This is a genomic window from Streptomyces sp. GQ60 (assembly GCF_059758875.1).
On the sequence record NZ_JCAXEG010000013.1, the window covers coordinates 46,279 to 73,274 of the forward strand.

The window sequence follows — 26,996 nt, forward strand, 5'->3', positions numbered from 1 at the left end:
CTTCCGGAGCCGCGCGGTCGGTCCCCTGCGGGGAGCTACACGCCGATGGCGACCGTCGGCTCGCCCGACATCACGCCGTCCTTCTCCATCTGCTCGGCGATCTTCATCGCCTCTTCGATGAGGGTCTCGACGATCTTCGACTCGGGAACGGTCTTGATGACCTCGCCCTTGACGAAGATCTGGCCCTTGCCGTTGCCGGAGGCGACGCCCAGGTCGGCCTCACGGGCCTCGCCGGGGCCGTTGACGACACAGCCCATGACCGCGACGCGCAGCGGGACCTCCATGCCCTCCAGGCCCGCCGTGACCTCCTCGGCCAGCTTGTAGACGTCGACCTGCGCACGCCCGCAGGACGGGCAGGAGACGATCTCCAGGCGGCGCGGCTTGAGGTTCAGCGACTCCAGGATCTGGATGCCGACCTTGATCTCCTCCACCGGCGGGGCCGACAGCGAGACGCGGATCGTGTCGCCGATGCCCTCGGACAGCAGTGCGCCGAAGGCGACGGCGGACTTGATCGTGCCCTGGAACGCCGGGCCGGCCTCGGTGACGCCGAGGTGCAGCGGGTAGGTGCACTGGGCGGCCAGCTGGCGGTAGGCGTTGACCATGACCACCGGGTCGTTGTGCTTGACCGAGATCTTGATGTCGCTGAAGCCGTGCTCCTCGAAGAGGGAGGCCTCCCACAGCGCGGACTCGACCAGCGCCTCGGGCGTGGCCTTGCCGTACTTCTTCAGCAGTCGCGCGTCGAGCGAGCCGGCGTTGACGCCGATCCGGATCGGGGTACCGGCGTCCTTGGCGGCGCGCGCGATCTCCTTGACCTTGTCGTCGAACTGCTTGATGTTGCCGGGGTTCACGCGGACGGCGGCGCAGCCGGCGTCGATCGCGGCGAACACGTACTTCGGCTGGAAGTGGATGTCGGCGATGACCGGGATGTTCGACTTCTTCGCGATCACGGCGAGCGCGTCGGCGTCGTCCTGCGTCGGGCAGGCCACGCGGACGATGTCGCAGCCGGAAGCGGTCAGCTCCGCGATCTGCTGGAGCGTGGCCCCGACGTCGGAGGTCCTGGTGGTCGTCATCGACTGCACGGAGATTTGTGCGTCGCCGCCGACGGCCACCGAGCCGACCTGGATCTTGCGGCTGACCCTGCGGTCCGCGAGCTTCGTCGGCACGGCCGGCATTCCGAGAGAGATGGCAGTCATCTGCTGTGCAACCCCAAGGTGTGGATATAGGTGCCGGGATCGGCGGGCTCCAACGTCCGAGATTACGCCAACCGGCACGGCTCCCGTGCATCGCCGCTGGTGTGCCACTCGAACGTAGGGAGCCGGGCACGATGCGTGCCCGGCTCCGTACCGCTTGCTGTACGGGTGGCCCGTACGTCGTCCCGCAGATGTTTCGATCAGGTGATTTTAATGGGATTGACCACGTCTGCGACCAGTACCAGCAGGGTGAAGCAGAGGAAGACTCCGGCCACCACGTACGCCGCGGGCATCAGCTTCGCCACGTCGAACGGGCCCGGGTCGGCGCGCCGGAAGACCCGTGCGAAGGCCCTCCGCACCGACTCCCAGAGGGCGCCCGCGATGTGCCCGCCGTCCAGGGGCAGCAGGGGCAGCATGTTGAACAGGAAGAGGGAGAGGTTGAACATGCCCAGGACGTTCAGCATGATCGACATCCGCTGCTCGCTCGGAATGTCCAGGGTGGCGATCTCCCCGTTGATACGGGCCGCGCCGACGATGCCCATCGGCGAGTCGGGCTCCCGCTCGGCTCCGTTGAAGACCGAGTTCCACAGGGCCGGGATCTTGCTCGGAAGCTGGGCCAGGCCCTGCACGCTGCTCTCGACGACCTCGCCGACCCGGTCCGCGGACTGGGTGAAGGTGAGCGGGGCGATCACGGACTTCGGACCGACGCCGAGGTAGCCGGCCGAGACGTACTCGCCCTTGACGTAGCCGCCGTGGCCGTCGGTCTTGCCCACGCGGTTCTCGACGAGGCTCGCGTGGAGCGTCACCTTCTGCCCGTCGCGCAGGACGGTGAGGGTGGCGGGTCCGATGGTGCCGCGGATGTTCTTCTGGAGGGTGTCCCAGTCCTCGATCCGCTTGCCCTGGAAGGCCACGATCTCGTCGCCGACCTGCAGGCCCGCGGCCTTGCCCGGGGCCACCGGGTCGCCGTCCTTGCAGACCTGGCGGTTCTCGCTCTGCTTGAGCACGCATTCGGAGACGGTCTGGACCCGGGTGGTCGTCTGCTGCACCCCGAAGGTCATCCACACGCCGAAGAAGATCGCCATGGCCAGGACCAGGTTCATGAACGGTCCCGCGAACATCACGATCACGCGCTTCCACGGCTTGCGCGTGTAGAAGAGCCGCGATTCGTCGCCGGGCTCCAGCTCCTCGTACGCCGCCGACCGCGCGTCCTCGATCATCGACCGGAACGGCGACGTGGAGCGGGCGGTGACCTTGCCGTCCTCGCCCGGCGGGAACATCCCGATCATGCGGATGTACCCGCCCATGGGGATGGCCTTGAGCCCGTACTCGGTGTCGCCCTTCTTGCGCGACCAGATGGTCCGGCCGAAGCCGACCATGTACTGGGGCACGCGGATGCCGAAGAGCTTGGCCGTGGAGAGGTGGCCGAGCTCGTGCCAGGCGATGGAGAAGAGCAGCCCGACCACGAAGACGAGCACGCCGATCAAGGTCAGCAGTACGGTCATGCGCGCGCCTCCACGGCGGCCCGAGCCGCCTTCTCCTGTGCCCGGGCCCTGGCCCAGGTCTCCGCTTCAAGGACGTCCGCGACCGTGAGGGAAGTTCCCCGGGCGGGGGTCCCGTGCTCATCGACCACGGCAGAGACCGTATCCATGATTGCTGTGAACGGGAGCCGGCCGGCCAGGAACGCCTCTACGCACTCCTCGTTCGCCGCATTGAACACGGCGGGCGCGGTACCGCCCAGGGCGCCGACGTGCCGGGCCAGGCCCACCGCCGGGAAGGCCTCGGTGTCCAGCGGGAAGAACTCCCAGGTGGACGCCTTGGTCCAGTCGAAGGCGGTGGACGCGTCCGGGACCCGCTGGGGCCAGCCGAGGCCGATGGCGATCGGGCCGCGCATGTCCGGCGGGGTGGCCTGGGCCAGCGTGGAGCCGTCCGTGAACTCCACCATGGAGTGCACGTACGACTGCGGGTGGACGACGACCTCGATCCGCTCGAAGGGGATGTCGTAGAGCAGGTGCGCCTCGATGACCTCCAGCCCCTTGTTGACCAGGGTCGCCGAGTTCACGGTGATCACCGGGCCCATCGCCCAGGTCGGGTGGGCCAGTGCGTCCTGCACCGTGACCGAGGCCAGCTCGGCGCGGGTGCGGCCGCGGAAGGGCCCGCCGGAGGCGGTGACCACGAGCTTGCGGACCTCGGAGCGGGTGCCCGCCGCGAGGGCCTGGAAGAGCGCCGCGTGCTCGGAGTCGACCGGGATGATCTGGCCCGGCTTCGCGAGGGCCTTCACCAGGGGGCCGCCGACGATCAGCGACTCCTTGTTGGCCAGCGCCAGCGTCCGCCCGGCCCGCAGCGCGGCGAGGGTGGGCGCGAGGCCGATGGAACCGGTGATGCCGTTGAGGACGGTGTGGCACTCGGAGGCGGCGAGCTCGGTTGCCGCGTCCGGTCCGGCGAGGATCTCGGGCAGCGGCTCACCGGCGCCGTACTCGGCGTCCAGCGCCTCCTTGAGGGCCGGTACGACGTCTTCGCGCGCGACGGCCACGGTGTTCACGCGCAGCAGCCGGGCCTGCTCGGCCAGCAGCGCGACCCGGCCGCCGGCGGCGGACAGGGCCGTGACCCGGAACCGGTCCGGGTTGCGCAGGGCGAGGTCGATGGCCTGGGTCCCGATGGACCCGGTGGAGCCGAGGATGACGATGTCCCGACGGCCGGCCGCGGGGTCGAAGAGGAGGTGCGGATCGGCAAGGGGGGATGGGCGGTCGCTCATGGACCCATGTTGCCGCAACTCAGGGGCGCCCGGAGACGGAGCCCCCCTCCGATACCCGAAGGAGAAGGTGCGGGAGCGTCCCGGCGAAGTCCGGGAGGGTACTGGCCACCCGCCACCAGGCGTCCGGATCGGAGCCGAGGGCCAGCGCGAACAGCCGGTCGGCCTCGGCCCGCGCGGCGAGCACCGGGGCGGCCGGCTCGTGGCGGTCGGGGTGGTCCACCTCACCCAGCCAGTGGTCCTCGTCCAGGGCCCAGCAGGCGGGCGCCTTGTGCCGGATCACGTCCTCGCCGGTGAGCAGCCCGCGGGCGAGGCAGTCGCGCACCCACCGGACGTCCTCCTGGACGGACTCCATGGGCACCGCGAGGCTCGCCAGGGCCAGTTCGCGGTCCACGCCCGCGACGGGCTCGGCGGCCCCGGGCGCGACGGAGCGCACCGCCTCGGCGAGCGCGGGGACCGGGGGTGCTCCGGCGGGCTCCGGCAGGGTGCCGCGCACGATCCTGGCCACCAGGACCGGCAGGGTGCCGGGGAAGCCGGGGGCGTGGCGCAGCAGTTCCGCCCAGAGCCGGGGGTCGTCGCGCAGGGGGCGCAGAGCCCGGGCGACGGCCGTGCGCATCCCCGTCCGCTCGGGCAGGCTCCAGCGCAGGCCGCGGGCCCCGGTCAGGTCGGTGAGCAGCAGGGTGCGGTGCGCGGGGGCCACGTGGGCGACGAGCTCCTCGTGCGTGACCCGGCCCATCCGCACGGCGCGCACGGCGGGCCGGTGCCAGGAGCGCGTCTCCGCCGCCGCGGTGGCGAGCAGCCCGTGGACGCTCTCCCGGGGCAGGTCCTCGACGAGCAGCAGGGCTTCGACGGAGCCGGCCGGCAGCGGCCGGCGGAGGTGTTCGGCGAGCAGCAGCTCCGGGTCCGGGTGGTGGCGGAGCGCCAGGATGTCCAGCGGGACCCGCGGCCCGCGCCGGCCGTGCCGGCGGAGCAGCCCGATGAGCTCGGCCGCGGTGAGCGGCCCCTCGCCGGGGTCCCGGCCGAGCTCGGCGCGGAGCACCGGCAGGAGTTCCGGCGGGGTCCGGCGGCGGGCGTACCGGGCGGGCCCGGGCAGGCCGGGCAGCGGCCGGCCCACGACGCGGGGGTTGCGTGCGACGTAGGTCCGGTCGGCCGCGCTTCCGTGGCGGAGCAGCAGGGTGACGGTCGAGGCCGCGAGCCATTCGTCCCGGCACAGGTATTTGAAGGCGGGCTCGTCGAGCCGGCCGATCATGTCGGTGACGACGTGGTCCGGTGCGTGGCGCAGCACGTGCGCCACGCACCAGGCCAGCCGTCGGCTGGTGCGGTCTTCCTCGGCCGTCGGCATCGTTCTCGTCCGCCTCGCGCTGTGCTCGTACGCGTACCCGTACTCGTACTCATCCTCGTACGTCCGTCCGACGTCCCGAGATGATTGCAGGTCAGCGCAGCGGCCGGTGGACGTTTTCGCGGGTTGACGGGCCGGGGGCGGCGTCGGCGATCCACGGGCCGTCGCCTGAGGGGTCGAGTACGCCCTCCTCCAGCCAGGTGTAGGTGCCGGACAGGACCCCGGCGACGACCTTGCGGTCCAGGTCGTCGGTGTTGTCCCAGAGCCGCCCGAAGAGCTCCTCCACGCGGAGCCGGGACTGCCGGCAGAAGGCGTCGGCCAGCTGGTAGGCCTCGCGGCCGTGCTCGCCGGAGGCCCGCAGGTGCTCGGCGCGCACGCAGGCCGCGCTCATCGCGAAGAGCTCGGCGCCGATGTCGACGATCCGGCCGAGGAACCCCTGCTTGGTCTCCATCCGGCCCTGCCAGCGGGACATGGCGTAGAAGGTCGACCGGGCGAGTTTGCGCGACCCGCGTTCGACGTAGCGCAGGTGGGTGGCGAGGTCGGGGTGGCCGCCCGGGTGGAAGGCCCGGTAGGTGCCCGGGACCTGGCCGGCGCCGGTGGCGAGCTGGGGCAGCCAGCGGGCGTAGAACCCGGCGGCGCGGGCGCCCGCCTTCGCCTTGTCGCCCAGTGCCTTCTCCGGGTCGATGAGGTCGCCGGCGACCGACAGGTGGGCGTCCACGGCCTCGCGGGCGATCAGCAGGTGCATGATCTCGGTTGATCCCTCGAAGATCCGGTTGATGCGCAGGTCGCGCAGCATCTGCTCGGCCGGGACGGCCCGCTCGCCGCGAGCGGCGAGGGACTCGGCGGTCTCGAAGCCGCGCCCGCCGCGGATCTGGACCAGCTCGTCGGCGATCAGGCAGGCCATCTCGGAGCCGTAGAGCTTGGCGAGGGCGGCCTCGATGCGGATGTCGTTGCGGTCCTCGTCGGCCATCTGGGAGGCCAGGTCGACCACGGCCTCCAGGGCGAAGGTGGTGGCCGCGATGAAGGAGATCTTGGCGCCGACGGCCTCGTGCAGGCCGACCGGCCGTCCCCACTGCTCGCGTACGCCGGACCATTCGCGGGCGATCTTCAGGCACCACTTGCCCGCGCCCACGCACATGGCGGGCAGCGACAGCCGGCCGGTGTTCAGCGTGGTCAGCGCGATCTTCAGCCCGGCGCCCTCGGCGCCGATGCGCTGGGCGGCCGGGACCCGCACGCGGTGGAAGCGGGTGACGCCGTTCTCCAGGCCGCGCAGGCCCATGAAGGCGTTGCGGTGTTCGACGGTGATGCCCGGCGAGTCGGCCTCGACGACGAAGGCGGTGATCCCGCCGCGGTGGTTGTCGCTCTGGGGAACCCGGGCCATGACGACGAGCAGGTCGGCGACGACCCCGTTGGTGGTCCAGAGCTTGACCCCGTCCAGGACGTACGCGTCCTCCCCGTCGGGGACCGCCGTGGTGGCCAGGCGCGCCGGGTCGGAGCCGACGTCGGGCTCGGTGAGGAGGAAGGCGCTGATGGCGGTGGTCGCGCAGCGCGGCAGGTAGGCGTCCTTCTGCTCCTGGGTGCCGAACATCTTCAGCGGCTGGGGCACGCCGATCGACTGGTGGGCGGAGAGCAGGGCTCCGATGGCCGGGCTGACGGAGCCGACGAGGGCGAGCGCCTTGTTGTAGTACACCTGGGTGAGGCCGAGGCCCCCGTACTTCGGGTCGATCTTCATGCCGAGCGCGCCGAGCTCTTTGAGCCCGCGCACGGTCTCGTCGGGGATCTTCGCCTCGCGCTCGATGCGCGCTCCGTCGACGGAGGTCTCGCAGAACTCCCGCAGCCGGGCCAGGAAGGCCTCTCCGCGCCGGACGTCCTCCTCGGCGGGGACCGGGTGGGGGTGGATCAGGTCGAGCCGGAACCGTCCCATGAACAGCTCCTTGGCGAAGCTCGGCCGCTGCCAGTTCTGTTCCCGGGCCGCTTCCGCGACCTGCCGTGCCTCGCGCTCGGTCACCTTGGGCTGTTCGGGCCGTGCGGGTGGTGCGGGCTGGGTGTCACTGTCGCCGGGCTGTGTTGCGGACATGAGGGGGCTCACCTCGCCGCCGAGAGAGGGGGTGCTTACCGGTGGGTGCTACCAGTGAGTCGTACCCGTTTCCGGCGGCGGGGAAGCGGCGGTAAAAGGGGGACGCCCCGAGCGTCCCCCTACCGGCGCACGCGGCCCCGGGCTCAGGCGCGCTCAGGCGCCGTGAGACGGGCCACGGCCAGGCGGGCGACCTGCTCCGCATGGGGGACGAGGTAGAAGTGACCGCCCTCGAAGACGTGGGAGGCGAAGGCGCCCGCGGTGACCTTCGACCATGCCTGGGCGCCGAGCGGGGTGAGGCGGGGATCGCGGTCACCCGTGAGGGCCACGACCTCCGCGCGCAGCAGCGGAGCGTCCTCGCGGCGGCGGTAGGTGTCGATCAGGCGGAAGTCGTTGCGGATGACCGGCAGGAACAGCTCGCGCAGTTCCGGGTTGCTCCAGACCTCCACGTGGGGACCGCCCAGGCCGGTGACGGCCGCGATCAGGTCTTCGTCGGTGCGCGGAGGCGGCACGGCGGTGGGCGCGGGAAGTCCGCGACCCGAGACGCACAGGCGCGCGACGTGGTCCGCCCCGGCGGCTTCGAGGCGCAGGAGGCTCTCGTACGCCACGGCCGCTCCCATGCTGTGGCCGAGGAGCACCGTGGGCACGGGAGTCTCGGCCAGGAGTTCCACGGCCACCAGCGGGACCAGCTCGTCCATCGTCGGGATCAGCGCTTCCCCCATGCGGGTCTCGCGTCCCGGGTACCGCACTGCCACGACTTCGACCGAAGGATCCAGGTACCGGGGCCAGTCGCGGAAGAAGCCCGCGCCGCCTCCCGCGTGCGGGAAGCACACCAGGCGCAGGGCGGGGTCTGCTACGGGACGGTGGCGGACCAGGTAGGACACGTGCGACTCGATTCGTCGGCCGAGGATCGTCTCGCCCGGCGGTGTGGCTGCACACCGGGCGCTCACGGCCCTGCCACACGGCGTCCGCGGCCCGTGGCTTCGGGGGTCACGGGCGGGTGGGTGACGGGTCCCGCGGCCCCCAGGGGCAAAGGAAGACGGCCGGAGCCCCCGCACAGTAGGCTCCGGCCGTCGGCTTGGTGGCCGTACGAGTTCGGTCAGATGTCGAGGCCGCTGAGGACCAGGACCCGCTCGTAGGTGTAGTCGTCCATCGCGTAGCGCACGCCCTCGCGGCCCACACCGGACTGCTTGACGCCGCCGTAGGGCATCTGGTCGGCGCGGTAGGACGGGACGTCGCCGACGATCACGCCGCCGACCTCCAGCTCGCGGTGCGCGCGGAACGCGGTCTGGATGTTCCGCGTGAAGACACCGGCCTGCAGACCGAACTTCGAGTCGTTGACGGCGGCGAAGGCCTCGTCGGTGTTCTCGACCCGGCGCAGGGTGAGGACCGGTCCGAAGACCTCCTCGGTGGCGAGGGTGACGCCCTCGGGCACCTCCGCGACGACGGTGGGCTCGTACGAGGCACCCTCGCGCTTGCCGCCCGTGAGCAGCTTGGCTCCGGCGGCCACGGCCTCGTCGACCCAGGACTCGACGCGCTTGGCGGCGTCCTCGGAGACGAGGGGGCCGACGTCGGTGGCGGAGTCGTCCGGGTCGCCGGTGACCTGCTCGCGGACCTTGGCGACGACCTTCTCGACGAGGCGGTCGTAGACCGTCGCGTCGGCGATCACGCGCTGCACGCCGATGCAGGACTGGCCGGCCTGGTAGTTCGAGAAGGTCGCGATGCGGGTGGCGGCCCAGTCGAGGTCGGCCTCCGAGGACCAGTCCTCCAGGACCACGGCCGCGGCGTTGCCGCCGAGCTCCAGGGTGCAGTGCTTGTGCGGCACGGACTGCTGGATGGCGTAGCCGACCTTGTCGGAACCGGTGAAGGAGATGACGGGCAGGCGCTCGTCCTTGACCAGCTCCGGCATCTTGTCGTTGGCGACGGGGAGGACGGACCAGGAGCCGGCCGGCAGGTCGGTCTCTGCCAGCAGCTCGCCGAGGATCAGACCGGAGAGCGGGGTGGCCGGGGCCGGCTTCAGGATGATCGGCGCGCCGACGGCGATGGCGGGGGCCACCTTGTGGGCACACAGGTTCAGCGGGAAGTTGAAGGGCGCGATGCCCAGGACCGGCCCCTTGACGAAGCGGCGGGTCAGGGCCAGGCGGCCGACGCCGCCGGCGTCGGTGTCCAGGCGCTGGGCCTCTCCGCCGTTGAAGCGGCGGGCCTCTTCGGAGGCGAAGCGGAACACGGACACCGCACGGCCGACCTCACCGCGGGCCCACTTGATCGGCTTGCCGTTCTCGGCGGAGATCAGCAGCGCGATCTCCTCGGTGCGCTCGGCGAGCCGGCGGGAGACGTGGGCCAGGGCCTCGGCGCGTACGTGGGCCGGGGTCGCGGAGAACTCCGCCGTCACGGCGTACGCCGCGGCCACGGCCTCTTCGACCTGGGCGTCGGTCGGGACGCTCACGGTGCCGACGAGGCGGTCGTCCCACGGGGAGTGGACGTCGAAGCTGTCGTCGCCCGTGGCCTGGCGGCCGGCGAGCCAGAAGGCGTGGGTGGAAGTCATGCTGATCCCGGCCCTTCGGAGTGTGTGCGGTGGGTCCTTGTCCCCTCCACCGTAGGACTCCGCCGGGGTTTCGGCGTTTGTCCGGGGTGGAGTACGTGCGTGGCGCGGCGCGCCGCTTTGTCAGTGTCGGGGGCGGCCCGGCCCGTGCGGGGCCCCGCCGGGGGCTGTACGGGGCTCCGGGCGGCTCGGCTGCGCCGTGCGCGGGCGGCCGCTGCGCGGGGGTTGGTCCCCTACCCGCCCTTCGCCCGTTCCCCGGGGCTCCGCCCCGGACCCGGCGCCTCAAACGCCGGCGAGGCTGAATGTTCCCGGCCCCTGAGGACCGGGTCCGGGCGGAGCGGGGGAACGGTGGAAGGGCGGGTGGGGGACGGCCCCGCGCAGCGGCGGCTCCCCGGTCGGGGCTACGCCGGGGTCGAAGTCGCCTTCAGGGCGAGCCACAGCTCCATGCGGACGTCCGGGTCGTCCAGGGAGCGGCCCAGGATCTCCTCCACCCGCCGCATCCGGTAGCGCAGCGTGTGGCGGTGGACGCCGAGGTCGGCCGCCGCCGCGTCCCACTGGCCGTGGCGGGAGAGCCAGGCCTGGAGGGAGGCCACCAGGTCGCCCCGGCCCTTCTCGTCGTGCTCGCGCAGCGCGCGGAGCGTACCGTCCGCGAAGGCCCGTACCGCGTCGTCGGCGAGGAGCGGGAGGACGGAGCCCGCCGCGAGGTCCTCGTGTTCGACCATGGGGCGGCCGCGCCGCCGGGCCACGGCCAGGGCCTGGTCGGCCTGTTTGAAGGCCGCCGCCACGCCGGAGGCCGCCGCGGGCGCCGACAGGCCGAGGACCAGCTCGTCCGGCTCCGGTTCGCCCGACTCCCGGCCGCGGCGCGATTCGAGGGCGTCCGCGTGTTCCGCGCACGCCTGGACGGCCGAGCCCCCGTCGGCCGCCAGGACCACGAGCCGGCCGGGCTCCGGCACCACCAGCAGGGTCTCCCCGGTGCGCGCCGCCGCCGATTCCACCGCGTCGGCCAGCAGCGCCAGGCCCTCCGGCTGGGCCGTGCCCGCCAGCGCGGGCTCCGCCACGAGGATCCGGAACGGCGCGTCGAGCAGGGCCCCGTACAGGTCCCCGGCCACGGCCTGGGCGTGCTCCGCCTGGCCGGCGAGCAGCATGCGCAGCACGGCGGCGCCGAGCCGGGACTCCGCGTCGTGCAGGGAGCGGGAGCGTTCGGTGGTGAGGGTCAGCAGGGCCACCGCGGAGTGGACGGCGTACCGCTCCGCCGTGCCGAGCGGGGCTCCGGTGCCGACCGCGAGGGCTCCGCGCGCCCGCCGCCCGGTGCCCAGCGACTGGAGCTCCACCCGGTCCTCGGAGCCGCCCACCACGGCGCTGGCGGGGGCCGGGCGCTCGCGCAGCCGTTCCACGTCGGGGGTGAGCCGGGCGGCCCGGCGCGCCGCCCAGTCGGGCGCGGCCGCGACGACGGCGCCCGAGGTGTCGTAGAGGGCGGCCCAGCCGTGCACGTGCGCCGCCAGCTTCGTCAGCAGTTCGGCGGGCCCGTCGGCGGACAGTGCGGCCCGGGTCAGCTCGCGCTGCGCCTCGAAGCCCGCGGTCACGGCCCGGTACTGGTCGGCGGCGAGAGCGGCGGAGACGGCCTTGCTGATGGCGAGGAACGGGGTGCGCCGGGGCACCTCCAGCAGTGGCAGGTCCTCGGCGGTGGCGGCTTCGACGAGGGCCTCGGGCACGGCGTCGTAGTTCACGCCGATGGCGAAGCCGATCCCGACGACCCCGGCCGCGGCGAGCCGGCGTACGTAGCGCCGCATCTCCTCGGGGTCCTCAGCGTCCAGCTTCATGGCGGTGATGAGGAGCAGCTCCCCGCCCTCCATGTACGGGACGGGGTCGGCGAGCTCACTGACGTGGGCCCAGCGCACGGGAGTGTCGAGGCGGCCCTCCCCGGCCCGGACGCTGAGTTTGAGCGCCGAGTGCTGGACGAGCGAGGCGAGGGTGAGCGGCATGGGTACCGGGGCGCCTTAGGGAGAGGAGGGGTTCGGCGGCGAGATGCCGACGGAGGATTCTCGCCGTGGAACACCACCGCGGTTTTCGCCGTGTCGTACGAACGGCTCCCCTCGATTCTGCCACCCCGTACGGGTCCGGCTCGTCCGGCCCGCCCCCTCCCCGCCCGGCCCCGCCCGCCGCCCGCCCCGCCCTCATTCCCGTCCTCCGAGCCGCACCAGCAGCGGGGCGGCCCGCTCGCCGCGGACGGAGGTGAGGGAGAGCACGGCGTGGCCGGGGGGCACGGTGTTGGCGAGGGCGGAGGCCGACCAGCGCTCCCGCTCCGTCTGGCGCACGGTGACCGCGTCCGTGGTGACGGCCTTGCCGGTGATCACCTTGCGCACGGCGTGCACGGCCCGGGTGAAGGGCTGGTCGGCGTAGACCGTACGGGTCGTGACGTCCCGCGTCTCGACCAGCTCGGTCCCCCAGGCGTCGGCGAACCACTTGCCGTCCCACGTGGTGACCCCGGAGAAGACCATCCGGCAGCCGACAGCTCCGAGGAGCGGGGTGCGCAGCGCTTCCGGTACGTCGTCCAGGGTGCGCAGCGCCAGCAGGACTCCCGCGTTGGCCGAGCGGAGGCCGTGCATGCCGCGCACGGCCTCGGCGGTGAGGGTGTGCGCAGCGTCGTCAAGGGCCAGGAGGGCGAAGAGGGAGCGGTCGGCACGGGCGGCGGCCGCCGCGTTGAACTGGGCGAGGAGCAGCCGGGCCAGCAGCCGGGAGGCATCCGGATGGGCGCGCTCGGGGAGGTCCACACGGACCCGCACGGGGTGTTCCAGAGCGCGGAGGGAGAAGGGCCGGCCGCCGCCGGTGGTGTCGAAGAAGCCGTGGAACGCCGGCCGGTCCAGCAGCGCCGCCCGGTCGGCGAGAACGGGTCCCGGGTCGCCGTGGACGCCGTGCTGCCGCGCCCGGGTGTCGAGCTCGCGCAGCATGGCCTGCTGCCCCGAACCCTCCAGTTCGTGCCGCAGCGCCTCGACCGCCGCCGGCAGCAGTTCGAGCAGCGCCCGCAGCTCGGGCACGGTCGGGAAACGGCCGTGGACGGCGTGGAACGGGCCGAGGATCTGGGTGAGTGCCGTCGCCGACCGGCGTACGTCGACGCCCGGCAGATCGCCCACGAAGGCTTCGGCGAGGAAGGAAGCCGCCTCGTCGGCGTCCCCGGTTCCGCCGTAGAGGTCGAGATCGTGGACGGATGCGGGGTCGCCCAGGCGCACCACGATGTCGTAGGCGTCGTCGGGCCCGAGCTGGGCTCCCGCGGCGCCGACGGCGATCACGGCGGCCTGTCCGGCCAGCGCCTGGAGGGCCAGCGATTCCACGACCGGCCTGACCAGGCGGTGGGTCTTGCCCGAGCCCGAGGGGCCGACGGCGAGGACCGACGTGCCCAGCACACCCGGGTCGAGGGCGAGCCCGGTCCCGCGGCGTTCCCGGGGGTTCGGCTCGGCACCGGTGACCCGGCCGAGCCGGACCTGCCCGACGGTCAGGTCGTGGGAGGCCGCGCGGACGGGCAGATCGCGGGCGCCCGACGGATGGCCGCAGGCGGCCGCGCCCTTCGCCCGTACGGCTTCCACGAAGGCGGGGCGCCGCGAAGGATCGGCCCGCACGGATTCCCAGGCCCGTCGGATCCGTGCGTGGTCGACGTCGTTCATCCGCCCCGCCGCGGCCTCCGCGGCCAGCCGGTCCGCGGACTCCACCAGCCCGGCGGCCCGCAACTGAGGCCAGCCGGCCGGAGAGTCCGGGCCGCCCGGGGCCGCCGTGCGCGGAAGCTCGTCGGGGAGTGCGGGAGACCGGAGGCCCCTCAGCAAGGCGGCCCAGCCGCCGAGGCGGGCGAAGAAGAGGAGGAGGGGTGCGTAGATCAGTACGTAGAGGACGTTCGTGACCACCGCACCGCCCGTCTCGCCGAGCTCCGCGTACGGCAGGTGCCCGAAGACCAGCGGATAGACCATGAGGATCGGGGTCGGGTTCTGGATCAGCAGCACGACGGCGAGGGCTCCTGCCGCGGCGCCCGTCGCGCGGTACCAGGGGCCTCGGGCGGCGATCAGCTGGTCGAAGGCGGTCCGCCAGCCTCCCAGCTTGGCGAAGCCGAGGAACAGGCCCACGGTGACCAGCAGCTCGTAGAACTGACCGGCCGCCTGGCCGCGGTGGTCGATCGGCGCCTTGACCAGGTTGCCCGTCCACCAGCTGTCAGGGGTGAAGTAGTAGAGCGGGGATCCGTCGAGGGGGAGGTTCTTGTCGAGGAAGGCTTGCCAGCACACGAAGAAGACGAGGAAGGAGACCACGACCCGGGTGATCAGCGACCGGCCGTTGGTGGCGGGCTTCGGCACGGCCGGGGTGTAGGCGTAGCGCCAGATGCCGGGCTTCGTCTCCGGCCGCGGGGTGCTCAGCCAAGCGGTGAAGGAGGCCCCCGCGGGAGCCGCGGGGACGCCCGCGGCAGGGCTTCCCGGTGCGTACGCGGGCGGCGGCGGGGCCGTGAGCGGTCGCGGCGGCGAGGGCGGCGGGCCGGCCGGCCGGGGGATCTGGGGACCGCCGGGCCCCACATCGGGCGAGCCGCCGTACCTGCCGCGGTCCCCGCCGTGCGTGCCGTCGGTGTCCATGTATCCCCTGCCCCCTGCCCGGTGCCGCGCTGCGCTGCGCGCTCAATCTAGTGGCCGTCGCCGCCCCGCGGCCCGTACCCGGCCATGATCCACAAGACATGCGCGGATTCCTTCCTATGGCCGTCACGGACAAGGACACGCGGGCACCACTCCCGAACGGAGCATGCAGGACCCCGCCTCCCGGGCCTAGCCTGCGGACAAAGACACGAGTGCGTCCGAAAACACCCCCCAGGAGCCCCCTATGACCGCTGTCCCGCAGGAGCGCCGCATCGTCACCGCGATCCCCGGCCCCAAGTCGCAGGAGCTGCAGGCGCGCCGCCTGTCGACGGTGGCCGGTGGCGTGGGCTCCGTGCTCCCCGTCTTCACGGCCCGCGCGGGCGGCGGCATCATCGAGGACGTCGACGGCAACCGCATGATCGACTTCGGCTCCGGCATCGCCGTGACCTCCGTCGGCGCCTCCGCCGAGGCCGTCGTGCGCCGCGCCGCCGCGCAGCTCGCCGACTTCACCCACACCTGTTTCATGGTGACCCCCTACGAGGGCTACGTGGAGGTCTGCGAGGCCCTCGCCGAGCTCACCCCGGGCGACCACGCCAAGAAGTCGGCGCTGTTCAACTCCGGCGCCGAGGCCGTCGAGAACGCCGTCAAGATCGCCCGTTCGTACACCAAGCGCCAGGCCGTCGTCGTCTTCGACCACGGCTACCACGGCCGTACGAACCTCACGATGGCCCTGACGTCCAAGAACATGCCGTACAAGCAGGGCTTCGGCCCGTTCGCCCCCGAGGTCTACCGCGTCCCGGTCGCCTACGGCTACCGCTGGCCGACCGGCGCCGAGAACTGCGGCCCCGAGGCCGCCGCCCAGGCGATCGACAACATCGTCAAGCAGGTCGGCGCCGAGAACGTCGCCGCGATCATCATCGAGCCGGTCCTCGGCGAGGGCGGCTTCATCGAGCCCGCCAAGGGCTTCCTCCCGGCGATCGTGAAGTTCGCCAACGACAACGGCATCGTCTTCGTCGCCGACGAGATCCAGTCCGGCTTCTGCCGCACCGGCCAGTGGTTCGCGTGCGAGGACGAGGGCATCGTCCCCGACCTCATCACGACCGCCAAGGGCATCGCGGGCGGCCTGCCGCTCGCCGCCGTGACCGGCCGCGCCGAGATGATGGACTCCGTGCACGGCGGCGGCCTGGGCGGCACCTACGGCGGCAACCCGGTGGCCTGCGCCGGCGCGCTCGGCTCCATCGAGACCATGAAGGAGCTCGACCTCAACGCCGCGGCGAAGAAGATCGAGTCGGTCATGAAGGCCCGCCTGACGGCCATGCAGGAGAAGTACGACATCATCGGCGACATCCGCGGCCGCGGCGCCATGATCGCGATCGAGCTGGTCCGGGACCCGGCGTCCAAGACCCCGAACCCGGAGGCGGCCGGCACGCTCGCCAAGGCCTGCCACGCCGAGGGCGTGCTCGTCCTCACCTGTGGCACCTACGGCAACGTGCTCCGCTTCCTGCCGCCGCTCGTCATCGGCGACGACCTGCTGAACGAGGGCCTGGACGTCATCGAGGCCGCGTTCGCGGCGCTCTGATCGAACGTCTGACACAGCCGGTAGAACGCGGGGGCACGATCCTCGATCACCACGCGATCACTACCGGGGGTAACGGTCGGGCACTGTGAAGAAGGTGTGGGGGGCCGATGGCGGGAGCGTTTTCCCGCTGTCGGTCCCCCTTCCGCTGGCGTACGGTTTCTGCAGATGAGTGAGACACCCCGCTCCCGGGAAACCGGGGGCGACACCAGTACCGGGCTTCCCCAGCGCCGCACTGGGCATGCGTTCGCGCACACTCCTCACCGATCGGACGGCCGCACGCCCCAAACCCCCCGGGGCGCCCGGCAACCCGATCCGGGCGGCCGCCCCGGAACCACCCCCCCTGTTCCGGGGCGGCCGGCCACTCTCTTCCCCGCCCTCCCGGCGGGCTCCGCGATCCCGGCGATCTCCGCACTCTGCGTCACGCTCTTCGCCCTGGCCACCTGGCAGGTCCTCGTATCCGGGCCCCTGCTGGTCCCGGACGCCGCCCTCAGCCGGGCGCTCGTGCGCACCGTCCCCGACGCGTTCACCCAGCGCCTCTCCGACCTCGGCAACGTCCCGGTCGCGCTCCCCGTCCTGCTCCTCGCGGCCGGCTGCGCCGCGTGGCGCGGCAACCGCCGGGGCGCGGCGGCAGCGGTGCTGGCCATGGCCCTGGTGCCGGCCCTCGTCGTCCCGCTGAAGGTGTGGACCGGCCGGCCGGGCCCGCTGGAGCCCTGGGCCTCGGGCTACTACCCCTCGGGCCACACGGCCACCGCGTACGTGGCGTACGTGGGCGCGGCCCTGCTCGTGCGCCCGTACGCCCGGGGCCGCTGGGGCCGCTGGCCCGTCCCCCTCGCGGCCGCCCTCACCGCCCTGACGGCGGCGGGGCTGATCCTGCGCGGCTACCACTGGCCCCTGGACGTCCTGGCCAGCCTCCTGATGTGCACGCCGCTCCTGTTCGGGGTGCGCGCCGCCCGCGGGAAGGCGGGGCCGGGGCGGTTTCGCCCCGGCCCCGCCGTGCCCGATGGCGGCGGCGCCGGTCAGCCGCCGAAGTAGGCGTCGAAGTTCTTCGAGAACTCCCAGTTGCCGAAGCGGTCCCAGTTGATCGACCAGGTCATCAGTCCGCGCAGGGCGGGCCAGGTGCCGTGGGTCTGGTAGGAGCCGCAGCTCGTACCGGACTTCTTGGTCAGGCAGTCCAGCGCCTTGCCGACCTCCGCCGGGGAGGTGTGTCCGTTGCCCGCGTTGGTCGTGGCCGGCAGGCCGATGGCGACCTGGTCAGCGCGCAGCGCCGGGAAGACACGGGCGGTGTTGCCGGCCACCGGGAAGCCCGTGAGCAGCATGTCCGTCATGGCGATGTGGAAGTCGGCTCCGCCCATGGAGTGGTACTGGTTGTCGAGGCCCATGACCGGGCCCGAGTTGTAGTCCTGGACGTGGAGCAGGGTGAGGTCGTCGCGCAGGGCGTGGATGACCGGGAGGTAGGCGCCGGCGCGCGGGTCCTGGCCGCCCCAGGGGCCGGATCCGTAGAACTGGTAGCCGAGCTGGACGAAGAAGGTCTCGGGGGCCATCGTCAGGATGAAGTCCGGGCCGTACTTGGTCTTCAGGGTCTTCAGGGCCGCGATCAGGTTGACGATCACCGGGGTGGTGGGGGCGCGGAAGTCGGTGTCGCCCGTGGCCAGGGAGAGGGAGTGGCCCTCGAAGTCGATGTCGAGGCCGTTGAGCCCGTACTCGTCGATGATCTTGCCGACGGAGGCGACGAAGGTGTCGCGGGCCGCCGTGGTGCCGAGCTGGACCTGTCCGTTCTGGCCGCCGATGGAGATCAGGACCTTCTTGCCCGCGGCCTGCTTGGCCTTGATGGCCGCCTTGAACTCGGCGGCCGATTCGACGGTGGGGCACTCGCCGACCGGGCAGAGCTGGAAGCGGATGTCGCCCGAGGTCACCGAGGTGGGTTCGCCGAAGGCCAGGTTGATGACGTCCCAGGAGGCGGGTACGTCGGCCATCCGGACGTAGCCGGAGCCGTTGGCGAAGCTGGCGTGCAGGTAGCCGACCAGGGCGTGGGCGGGCAGTCCCGGGTTGCCGGGGTCGCCGCCGCCGCTCGGCGTGGTGACGGGGACGGCCGCGCCCTTGGGGGATTCCCCGGCCGCGTTGACCGCGCTGACCTGGAAGGAGTACGTCGTGGAGGCGGTGAGGCCGGTGACCGTCGCCGAAGTGCCGTTGACTGCGGTCGGGTTGGCGCCGTCCCGGTAGACCTTGTACGAGGTCGCCCCCGTCGCGGCCGCCCAGGAGAGGCCGACGGCGGTGGCGGAGGAGGCGGACGCGGTGAGCCCGGCGGGAGCGGCCGGGATCTGGGGCTCGCCGGGTCCGGAGCCGCCGGGGTCGGGGCCGACGAGGGTCACGTCGTCGGTGAACTGCGGCGGCTGGCCGTACCAGCCCTGCGTGTACACGGTCACCGAGGTGGTGCTCGCGCCGGTACGGAAGCTCGTGACGAGCTGCCTCCAGGCACCCGGGCTCTGCGTCCAGGTCTGCACGTCCGTGGTCCCGGTGCCGGTCGCGCCGAGGTAGACGTACGCGCCCTGCACCCAGGCGGTCAGCGTGTACGCGGAGTCGGGCTTGACGGTGACGGTCTGGGAGCAGCGGGCGTTGTCCTGCCCGGCCGGGGTGCCCTTGAGCGCGGAAGTGCCGCCGTGCACGGGGGTGCTGACGGTGGCTCCGCTGCCGGCCGAGCAGCTCCAGCCGTCGAGGCCGGCTTCGAAGCCGCCGTTGCGGATGAGGTCCGCGTCGGCCGCCGCGGCCGGCCGGCCGGTGGCGAGGAGGCCTGTGGCCGCGAGGGCGGCGGCGGTAAGAAGGGAGAGTGCGGAGCGCATGACGGCGGGTCTGGCGGGGCGGGTGGGGCGATGGGAACGGCTGGAGCGCACAACTGCCTCCGGTACGTGGGGGGATGGAGCCGGGCCGCGCGTGGGGAAGCGGTGGGGGAAGGCACAGCGGCGCCCAAGATGGTCCAGACCAATGCTCTTGTCAAGACTCCCCGCCTTCCCGCCCCACGACGCGCGCCGCCGCCTCGTGCATCGCGAGTTCCAGCACCACCGGATCGGTGAGCGTGCCCTGCCCGTCCGGGACCACGAGCCAGCGGACCCCGCCCGTGGCCCGGCCGGGGTACGGGACCACGATCCAGGTCCCGTGTCCGGCTCCCCGTACGCCCGTGCCGATCCAGCGGGACGCCGTGCCCGGGGGCACGAAGAAGCCCAGCCTGGAATCGCCGAAATCGGCGAGCACCGGGCCGGGCCGTTCCAGCAGTGCGTTCAGCACGTCGAGGGTGGTGCGCCCCAGCTCCCCCGGCAGGATCAGCACGTCCCACTGGCGGCCGGCGGGCAGCAGGGCGACCCCGAGGGGGTTGCGCTCCCACTCCCACCGGCAGGCGTCCGGATCGAGCGCCACCGAGACCAGCCATTCCACTGCCGTCTTGTCCCCCGGGATCGCCATCGTCCGGCCTCCGCTCTCTGTGAGGTGAAGTGTTCTCACAGGAGAGAGCGGGGCCGGGCGCAGGTATGACGCGGGTTTCGTTACTCCAAAGTAGTGAAGCGAGTCACACCGCCGGGGGCGATGTGCGCCCGGGGCGCGCAGAGGTCACTTACCCGATCAGCACACCGATCGCGACCTCAGCTGTCGAAGCCGAGACCGAGGCGGTCCAGCGTCTTCAGCCACAGGTTGCGGTGCCCGCCCAGCCGGTCGGCCCGGGCCAGCGACCACTTCGTCATCGTGATGCCGGTCCAGGCGAAGGGCTCGGGCGGGAAGGGCATCGGCTTGGAGCGGACCATCTCCAGCTCGGTGCGCTCGGTCTTCTCCCCGGAGAGCAGGTCGAGCATCACGTCGGCGCCGAAGCGGGTGGCCCCGACGCCCAGCCCGGTGTAGCCGGCCGCGTAGGCCACCTTGCCGGCGTGCGCGGTGCCGAAGAAGGCGGAGAAGCGCGAGCAGGTGTCGATCGCCCCGCCCCAGGCATGGCTGAATTTCACTCCTTCCAGCTGCGGGAAGCAGGTGAAGAAGTGCTCGGCGAGCCTGAGGTACGTCTCGGGCCGGTGGTCGTGCTCGGCGTCGAGCTTCCCGCCGTACGGGTAGATCGCGTCGTAGCCGCCCCACAGGATCCGCCGGTCGGGGGTGATCCGGAAGTAGTGGAACTGGTTGGCGCTGTCGCCGAGTCCCTGCCGGTTCTTCCAGCCGATCGAGGCGGCCTGCTCCTCGGTCAGCTGCTCGGTCATCAGCGCGTAGTCGTAGACCGGGACGGTCAGCGGGCGCACCCGCTTGACCAGCGACGGGAAGATGTTGGTGCCCAGCGCCACCCGGCGGGCGAAGACGCGCCCGTACGGGGTCCGCACGGCCATCCCGTCCCCCGAGCCGGTCAGGTCCAGCCCGCGCGTGTTCTCGTAGATCCGCACGCCCAGCTCCAGGCAGGCCCGCTTCAGGCCCCAGGCGAGCTTCGCCGGGTTGAGCATGGCGACGCCGTCGCGGTCCCAGATCCCGCCGAGGAAGGTCGGGGAGTCGACCTCGGCCCGTACGGCGTCCGCATCCAGCCATTCGGAGCGCCCGGCGAGGCCGAGCCGCGCGGCCTCCGCGTGGAACTCCCGGAGCTCCGCGACCTGGTGCGGCTCGGTGGCCACGTCGATCTCGCCGCTGCGCTCGAAGTCGCAGTCGATGCCGTAGCGGGCGACCGCCTCCTCGATGGCGTCGAGGTTCTGGGCGCCGAGGTCTTCCAGCTTGGCGAGCTCGTCCGGCCAGCGGGCCATCCCGTTGGCGAGGCCGTGGGTGAGCGAGGCCGCGCAGAAGCCGCCGTTGCGGCCCGAGGCGGCCCAGCCCGCCTCGTGTCCCTCGATCAGTACGACGTCCCGGGCGGGGTCGCGCTCCTTGGCGAGCAGCGCGGTCCACAGGCCGCTGTAGCCGGCGCCGATGACGAGCAGGTCGCAGTGCTCGTCGCCGGTGAGGGCGGGCTCGGCGGCGGGCTTGCCGGGGTCGTCCAGCCAGTACGAGACCGGCTTCGCTTCGGAAAGAGATCGTGCAGCGGTGCGCATGGCGTCTGGGGCCATGTCTTCCAACTCCCTACAGGTGTTACTTGGGCTGTGCTTTCTTGCGGCGGCTGGCGACCATCTGGCCGGCCAGCACCACCAGGACCGCGATGACGAACATCGCGGTGCCGATGACGTTGATCTGTACAGGCGTACCGCGCTGGGCCGATCCCCACACGAACATGGGGAAGGTGACGGTGTTGCCCGAGTTGAAGTTGGTGATGATGAAGTCGTCGAACGAGAGCGCGAAGGAGAGCAGCGCGCCCGCCGCGATGCCGGGGGCCGCGATCGGCAGGGTGACGCGCAGGAAGGTCTGCACGGGTCCGGCGTAGAGATCGCGGGCCGCTTCCTCCAGCCGGGGGTCCATGGAGAGCACCCGGGCCTTGACGGCGGCGACGACGAAGCTGAGGCAGAACATGACGTGGGCGATCAGGATCGTCCAGAAGCCGAGCTGAATGCCCATGTTGAGGAAGAGGGCCAGCAGCGAGGCCGCCATCACGATCTCGGGCATGGCCATCGGCATGAAGATCAGCGAGTTGACCGCGCCGCGCGCCTTGAAGCGGTAGCGGACCAGCGCGAAGGCGATGGCGGCGCCGAGCACGGTCGCGCCGATGGTGGCCCAGAGGGCGATCTGGAGCGAGAGGGACAGGGACTCGCACAGGTCGGCGACCCCGCAGGGGTCCTTCCACGCGTCGAGGGAGAACTCCTGCCAGGCGTAGTTGAACCGCCCGGTGGGGTTGTTGAAGGAGAAGACCGTGACGACGACGTTCGGCAGGATCAGGTAGGCCAGCGTGCCGAGCCCCGCGATCACGACGAGGTTGCGGCGCAGCCAGGTGGTGGCGCTCTTCATCAGACCAGGTCCTCCGTCCCCGCTCGGCGGATGTAGATGGTGACCATGACGAGGACGATGGCCATGAGGATGAAGGACAGGGCGGCCGCCGTCGGGTAGTCGAGGATGCGCAGGTACTGCGACTGGATGACGTTGCCGATCATGCGGGTGTCCGTGGAGCCGAGCAGTTCGGCGTTGACGTAGTCGCCGCTCGCCGGGATGAAGGTGAGCAGGGTCCCGGAGACCACGCCCGGCATGGACAGCGGGAAGGTCACCTTGCGGAAGACCGTGGCGGGTCGGGCGTACAGGTCCCCGGCCGCCTCGTGGAGGCGGGTGTCGATGCGCTCCAGCGAGGTGTAGAGCGGAAGGATCATGAAGGGGAGGAAGTTGTACGTCAGACCGCAGACGACCGCGAGCGGCGTGGCGAGGACGCGGTCGCCCTCGGTCATGCCGAGCCAGCTGGTGACGTCCAGGAAGCCGACCGTGTTGAGGACGTCGACCACGGGGCCGCCGTCGGCCAGGATCGTCTTCCAGGCGAGGGTGCGGATCAGGAAGCTGGTGAAGAACGGGGCGATGACCAGCACCAGGAGCAGGTTGCGCCAGCGGCCCGCCTTGAAGGCGATCAGGTAGGCCAGCGGGTATCCCAGCAGCAGGCACAGCGCGGTCGCGGTGCCGGCGTAGAGCAGGGAGCGCAGGAACTGCGGGTAGTACTCGGCGAAGGCCTCCCAGTACGTCTGGAAGTGCCAGGTGACCTTGAAACCCTCTTCGAGGGAGCCGGTCTGCACCGAGGTCGAGGCCTGGTAGATCATCGGCAGCACGAAGAAGACGAGCAGCCACAGGATGCCCGGGAGCAGCAGCCAGTAGGGGACCAGGCGCTTCTTCAGGGACGGCTTGTGCACCGGGGGCTCGGCGGAAGCGGCGACCTCGGGCAGGGTCGCGGGGGCGGTCACGCGCTCTCCTCGACCGTCTCGATGCCGGCGTCGATGTCCTGCGCCGCGTCCAGGCCGAAGGTGTGGGCCGGGTTCCAGTGCAATATCACGTCGGCGCCGGGGACGAGGCGGGCGTCGCGCTCGATGTTCTGCACGTACACCTCCAGCTCCGGGCAGACCGGGCTGTCGATGACGAACTGGGTGGAGACTCCGATGAAGGAGGTGGCCGCGATCTTGCCGGCGACCTTGTTGCGGCCGGCCGCGACCGTGTCCTCCGCGTCCGCGTGGACGAGGGAGATCTTCTCCGGGCGCACCCCGACCAGCAGCTTGCCGCCGGCGCGGGGTGTGGTCGAACACCGCGCCGCCGGGACGCGCAGCTTCGTACCGGCCGAGGAGACGACGACGTCGGACGCGCCGGCCTCCAGCACCTCGGCCTCGATGAGGTTGGAGGTGCCGAGGAAGTTCGCCACGAAGGTCGTCTTCGGGTTCTCGTACAGGTCGGCCGGGGCGCCGAGCTGCTCGACGCGGCCGCCGTTCATCACGGCGACCGTGTCGGCCATGGTCATGGCCTCCTCCTGGTCGTGCGTGACGTGCACGAAGGTGATGCCGACCTCGGTCTGGATGCGCTTGAGCTCCAGCTGCATCTGGCGGCGCAGCTTGAGGTCGAGGGCGCCGAGCGGCTCGTCGAGGAGCAGCACCTGCGGGTGGTTGATGAGCGCGCGGGCGACGGCCACGCGCTGCTGCTGGCCGCCGGAGAGCTGGTGCGGCTTGCGCTGGGCGAACTGGCCGAGCTGGACCAGCTCCAGCATGTCGTCGACCTGCTTCTTGACCGACTTGATGCCGCGGCGGCGCAGCCCGAAGGCGATGTTCTCCGAGACGTCGAGGTGCGGGAAGAGGGCGTAGCTCTGGAAGACCGTGTTGACCGGGCGCTTGTACGGCGGCAGGTGCGTGACCTCGCGGTCGCCGAGGCTGACGGTGCCGGTGGAGGGCTCCTCCAGACCGGCGATCATGCGCAGGGTGGTGGTCTTCCCGCAGCCCGAGGCGCCGAGCAGGGCGAAGAAGGACCCCTGGGGGATGGTGAGATCCAGCGGGTGCACGGCGGTGAAGGATCCGTAGTGCTTGCTGATCCCGGCGAGGCGGACGTCGCCGCCTTCGGTCTTGTCAGTCATGGGCCTGGGCCTTCGGTGGTGTGTCGTGGAAGGGGCAGGTGCCGGTACGGGTGCCCGGTGCCGGCGGGGACGGCGGCGGGACCGTCAGGCTCCGATGAGCTTGGCGAACTTCTCCTCGTACGCCGTCTCTTCCTCACTGGTGAGGGAGCGGAAGGCGTGCGACTTGGCGGCCATGGCCTTGTCGGGGACGATCAGGACGTTGTCCGCGAGCTCCGGATCGATCTTGGCCAGCTCGTCCTTGACGCCGTCGACGGGGCAGACGTAGCTGATGTAGGCGGCCAGCTGGGCGGCGACCGGGAGCTCGTAGTAGTAGTCGATGAGCCGCTCGGCGTTGGCCTTGTGCCGGGCCTTCACGGGGACCAGCAGGTTGTCGCTGGAGGTGATGTAGCCGGGCGCCGGGATCGCGTACTGGATGTCCGGGTTGCCGGCCTGGAGCTGGATGACGTCGCCGGCCCAGGCCAGGCAGGCTGCGAGGTCGCCCTTGTCGAGGTCCGCGGTGTAGTCGTTGCCCGTGAAGCGGCGGATCTGCTTCTTGTCCACGCCCTTCTGGAGCCGGCCGATCGCCTCGTCGTAGTCGGCGTCGGTGAACTTCGCCGGGTCCTTGCCCTGGTCGAGCAGGGTCATGCCGACGCTGTCGCGCATCTCGGTGAGGAAGCCGACGCGGCCCTTGAGGGAGGGGTCGTCCAGCATCTGCGTGACGGAGTCGACCTTCTTCCCGCCGGTCGCCTTGGTGTTGTAGGCGATGACGGTGTTGATGCCGGTCCAGGGGTAGCTGTACGCGCGGCCCGGGTCCCAGTCGGGGCTGCGGAACTGCGAGCTCAGGTTGGCGTAGGCGTGCGGGAGCCGGGAGGAGTCCAGCTTCTGGGCCCAGCCGAGCCGGATGATGCGCGCGGCGAGCCAGTCGGTGACGACGATCAGGTCGCGGCCGGTGTCCTGGCCCGCGGCGAGCTGGGGCTTGATCTTGCCGAAGAACTCGACGTTGTCGTTGATGTCCTCGGTGTACTTGACCTCGATGCCGGTCCGCTTGGTGAACTCCTCCAGCGTGGGACGGGACTTCTCGTCCTCGCTGGTGTCCATGTACTCGGTCCAGTTGGAGAAGTTGATCTCCTTCTCCTGCGCCGAGTGGTCGTCGGAGGCCGCGGCGTTGCCCTCCGCGCGCTTGGCCGGCGGAATGCCGCAGCCGGCGAGCGCGGACAGGCCGCCGAGGGTGAGCGCTCCGACTCCGGAGGCGCGCAGCACGGAGCGGCGGGTGAGGGCGCCGCGCCCGGTGGTGAGGCTGCGCCGCATCGCGGCGAGTTGCGCCGCCGAGAGGCGGTCGGGCTCGAACTGCTCCATGGGAGGTGCCCTTTCGGGATGGGTGCGGGCCGCTGGTCGGGCGGCTACTGGCCACGCGACGGCAGTCGCAAGGTGTTAGGTGCGGTCCCCGAAGATCGTGCGGTGCCAGTCCTTCGCGGCCACCGCGGTGTTGTCGTACATCACGTGCTTGACCTGCGTGTACTCCTCGAAGGAGTAGGTGCTCATGTCCTTTCCGAAGCCACTGGCCTTGTAGCCCCCGTGCGGCATCTCGCTGATGATCGGGATGTGGTCGTTGACCCACACGCAGCCCGCCTGGATCTCGCGGGTGGCGCGGTTCGCCCGGTACACGTCACGGCTCCAGGCGGAGGCGGCGAGCCCGTACGGGGTGTCGTTGGCCAGCGCGATGCCCTCGTCGTCGGTGTCGAAGGGCAGGACCACGAGGACCGGCCCGAAGATCTCGGACTGGACCACCTCGCTGTCCTGGGCGGCGCCGGAGATCAGCGTGGGCCGGTAGTACGCGCCGTCCGCGAGGTGGCGTTCCTCTTCCCTGGCGCCGGGGGTCTCACCGCCGGTGACGACGGTGGCGTACGCGCGGGCCCGCTCGACGAAACCGGCGACCCGGTCGCGGTGCGCGTGCGAGACCAGCGGGCCGAGGTCGGTCGACGGGTCGAAGGGGTCTCCGACGCGGACGGTCGCCATCAGCTCGGCGACCCGGGCGACGAAGGCGTCGTGGAGGGGGCGCTGGACGTAGGCGCGGGTGGCGGCCGTGCAGTCCTGGCCGGTGTTGATCAGGGAGGCGGCGACGGCGCCGTGGGCGGCGGCCTCCAGATCGGCGTCGTCGAAGACGAGGAAGGGGGCCTTGCCGCCGAGCTCCAGGTGGAGCCGCTTGACGGTGGCGGTGGCGATCTCGGCGACCCGCTTGCCGACGGCGGTGGACCCGGTGAAGGAGGTCATGACCACGTCCGGGTGGCCGACCAGGTGCTCGCCCGCGTCCCGGCCGGCGCCGGTGACGATGTTGACCACGCCGTCGGGCAGGCCCGCCTCCTTGGCCGCCTGGGCGAACATCAGGGAGGTCAGCGGGGTGAGCTCGGCGGGCTTGAGGACGATGGTGTTGCCCGCGGCGATCGCCGGAAGGATCTTCCAGGCGGCCATCTGCAGCGGATAGTTCCACGGCGCGATGGAGCCCACGACCCCGATCGCCTCGCGGCGTACGTACGAGGTGTGGTCCCCGGAGTACTCGCCGGCGGCCTGCCCCTGGAGGTGGCGCGCGGCGCCCGCGAAGAAGGCGGTGTTGTCGATGGTCCCCGGCACGTCGAACTCCGTGGACAGCTTGACCGGCTTGCCGCACTGCAGGGACTCCGCGTACGCGAATTCCTCGGCCCGCTCGGCCAGCACGCCGGCCAGCCGGTGCAGCGCGTCGGAGCGCTCTCCGGGGGTGGCCCCCGACCAGGCGGGGAAGGCCCTCTTGGCGGCGGCGACGGCGGCGTCCACGTCGGCGGTGGAGGCCAGCTCGTAGGTGAGCACCTCCTCGCCCGTCGCGGGGTCGATCACGGTGTGTGACCGGCCCGAGGTGCCGGGCCGCAGCTGCCCGTCGATGTACTGCGCGCCTGCGGCGAATCGGTCCTTGACCTGGACCTTGACCTGGAAGCGGTTGCCCATCACGCTCTCACGC

The 26,996-nt window shown here is 71.9% G+C and carries 19 protein-coding genes; 2 read left to right on the top strand and 17 right to left on the bottom strand.

All coding sequences use genetic code 11. The features are described 5' to 3' along the window. Positions 1–35: 35 nt before the first annotated feature. From ispG to AC6CKD_RS27580, 9 genes are all read right to left on the bottom strand, one after another. A complete protein-coding gene (gene ispG, locus AC6CKD_RS27540; RefSeq protein WP_498330848.1) occupies positions 36–1,193 on the bottom strand; it encodes a flavodoxin-dependent (E)-4-hydroxy-3-methylbut-2-enyl-diphosphate synthase in 1,158 nt (385 codons plus the stop codon). Between the two features lie 197 nt (positions 1,194–1,390). Beyond that, a complete protein-coding gene (locus AC6CKD_RS27545; RefSeq protein WP_498330849.1) occupies positions 1,391–2,692 on the bottom strand; it encodes a M50 family metallopeptidase in 1,302 nt (433 codons plus the stop codon). Continuing rightward, on the bottom strand, positions 2,689–3,942 hold the full coding sequence (gene dxr / locus AC6CKD_RS27550) for a 1-deoxy-D-xylulose-5-phosphate reductoisomerase (RefSeq protein WP_498330851.1): 1,254 nt from the start codon (positions 3,940–3,942) through the stop codon (positions 2,689–2,691). The genes AC6CKD_RS27545 and dxr overlap by 4 nt, the downstream gene beginning before the upstream one ends. A gap of 19 nt (positions 3,943–3,961) precedes the next feature. Further along, a complete protein-coding gene (locus AC6CKD_RS27555; RefSeq protein WP_498330853.1) occupies positions 3,962–5,281 on the bottom strand; it encodes a serine/threonine-protein kinase in 1,320 nt (439 codons plus the stop codon). 91 nt (positions 5,282–5,372) lie between these two features. After that, positions 5,373–7,355: an acyl-CoA dehydrogenase family protein gene (locus AC6CKD_RS27560; protein ID WP_498330855.1), complete on the bottom strand. Its 1,983-nt coding sequence runs from the start codon at positions 7,353–7,355 to the stop codon at positions 5,373–5,375. A 143-nt stretch (positions 7,356–7,498) separates the two neighbouring features. Beyond that, positions 7,499–8,236 carry a thioesterase II family protein gene (locus AC6CKD_RS27565; protein WP_498330857.1) on the bottom strand — a complete coding sequence of 246 codons (738 nt, stop codon included), beginning with the start codon at positions 8,234–8,236 and terminating at the stop codon, positions 7,499–7,501. Positions 8,237–8,451: 215 nt separating this feature from the next. After that, positions 8,452–9,897, bottom strand: a complete 1,446-nt coding sequence (locus AC6CKD_RS27570; protein WP_498330859.1) for an aldehyde dehydrogenase family protein — start codon at positions 9,895–9,897, stop codon at positions 8,452–8,454. A 398-nt stretch (positions 9,898–10,295) separates the two neighbouring features. Then, a complete protein-coding gene (locus tag AC6CKD_RS27575) occupies positions 10,296–11,876 on the bottom strand; it encodes a PucR family transcriptional regulator (protein WP_498330861.1) in 1,581 nt (526 codons plus the stop codon). A 192-nt stretch (positions 11,877–12,068) separates the two neighbouring features. Then, positions 12,069–14,498 (bottom strand): ATP/GTP-binding protein, encoded by a 2,430-nt coding sequence (locus AC6CKD_RS27580; RefSeq protein ID WP_498330863.1) that lies wholly within the window; start codon positions 14,496–14,498, stop codon positions 12,069–12,071. Positions 14,499–14,739: 241 nt separating this feature from the next. On the opposite strand from AC6CKD_RS27580, the gene gabT reads away from it, so the two are divergent. Continuing rightward, a complete protein-coding gene (gene gabT, locus AC6CKD_RS27585; RefSeq protein WP_498330864.1) occupies positions 14,740–16,074 on the top strand; it encodes a 4-aminobutyrate--2-oxoglutarate transaminase in 1,335 nt (444 codons plus the stop codon). 165 nt (positions 16,075–16,239) lie between these two features. Next, positions 16,240–17,106 (top strand): phosphatase PAP2 family protein, encoded by an 867-nt coding sequence (locus AC6CKD_RS27590; protein ID WP_498330866.1) that lies wholly within the window; start codon positions 16,240–16,242, stop codon positions 17,104–17,106. Here the strand turns inward: AC6CKD_RS27590 and AC6CKD_RS27595 are convergent. The 8 genes from AC6CKD_RS27595 to AC6CKD_RS27630 all read right to left on the bottom strand — a co-directional run bounded on the left by AC6CKD_RS27595 (position 17,091) and on the right by AC6CKD_RS27630 (position 26,983). Continuing rightward, positions 17,091–18,911 (bottom strand): chitinase, encoded by a 1,821-nt coding sequence (locus AC6CKD_RS27595; RefSeq protein ID WP_498330868.1) that lies wholly within the window; start codon positions 18,909–18,911, stop codon positions 17,091–17,093. The genes AC6CKD_RS27590 and AC6CKD_RS27595 overlap by 16 nt on opposite strands. 151 nt (positions 18,912–19,062) lie before the next feature. After that, positions 19,063–19,521 (bottom strand): hypothetical protein, encoded by a 459-nt coding sequence (locus AC6CKD_RS27600; RefSeq protein WP_498331016.1) that lies wholly within the window; start codon positions 19,519–19,521, stop codon positions 19,063–19,065. Positions 19,522–19,703: 182 nt separating this feature from the next. Further along, positions 19,704–21,122: an NAD(P)/FAD-dependent oxidoreductase gene (locus tag AC6CKD_RS27605; protein ID WP_498330869.1), complete on the bottom strand. Its 1,419-nt coding sequence runs from the start codon at positions 21,120–21,122 to the stop codon at positions 19,704–19,706. A 22-nt stretch (positions 21,123–21,144) separates the two neighbouring features. Next, entirely contained in the window at positions 21,145–21,951 is an 807-nt protein-coding gene (locus tag AC6CKD_RS27610) for an ABC transporter permease (protein ID WP_498330870.1), read from the bottom strand. After that, positions 21,951–22,880 carry an ABC transporter permease gene (locus tag AC6CKD_RS27615; RefSeq protein ID WP_498330871.1) on the bottom strand — a complete coding sequence of 310 codons (930 nt, stop codon included), beginning with the start codon at positions 22,878–22,880 and terminating at the stop codon, positions 21,951–21,953. The genes AC6CKD_RS27610 and AC6CKD_RS27615 overlap by 1 nt, the downstream gene beginning before the upstream one ends. Beyond that, positions 22,877–24,028, bottom strand: a complete 1,152-nt coding sequence (locus AC6CKD_RS27620) for an ABC transporter ATP-binding protein (protein ID WP_498330872.1) — start codon at positions 24,026–24,028, stop codon at positions 22,877–22,879. Before AC6CKD_RS27620 ends, AC6CKD_RS27615 begins: the two co-directional genes overlap by 4 nt. A gap of 84 nt (positions 24,029–24,112) precedes the next feature. After that, positions 24,113–25,363 (bottom strand): polyamine ABC transporter substrate-binding protein, encoded by a 1,251-nt coding sequence (locus AC6CKD_RS27625; protein ID WP_498330874.1) that lies wholly within the window; start codon positions 25,361–25,363, stop codon positions 24,113–24,115. A gap of 75 nt (positions 25,364–25,438) precedes the next feature. After that, entirely contained in the window at positions 25,439–26,983 is a 1,545-nt protein-coding gene (locus AC6CKD_RS27630; protein ID WP_498331018.1) for a gamma-aminobutyraldehyde dehydrogenase, read from the bottom strand. Between the last annotated feature and the right edge of the window lie 13 nt (positions 26,984–26,996).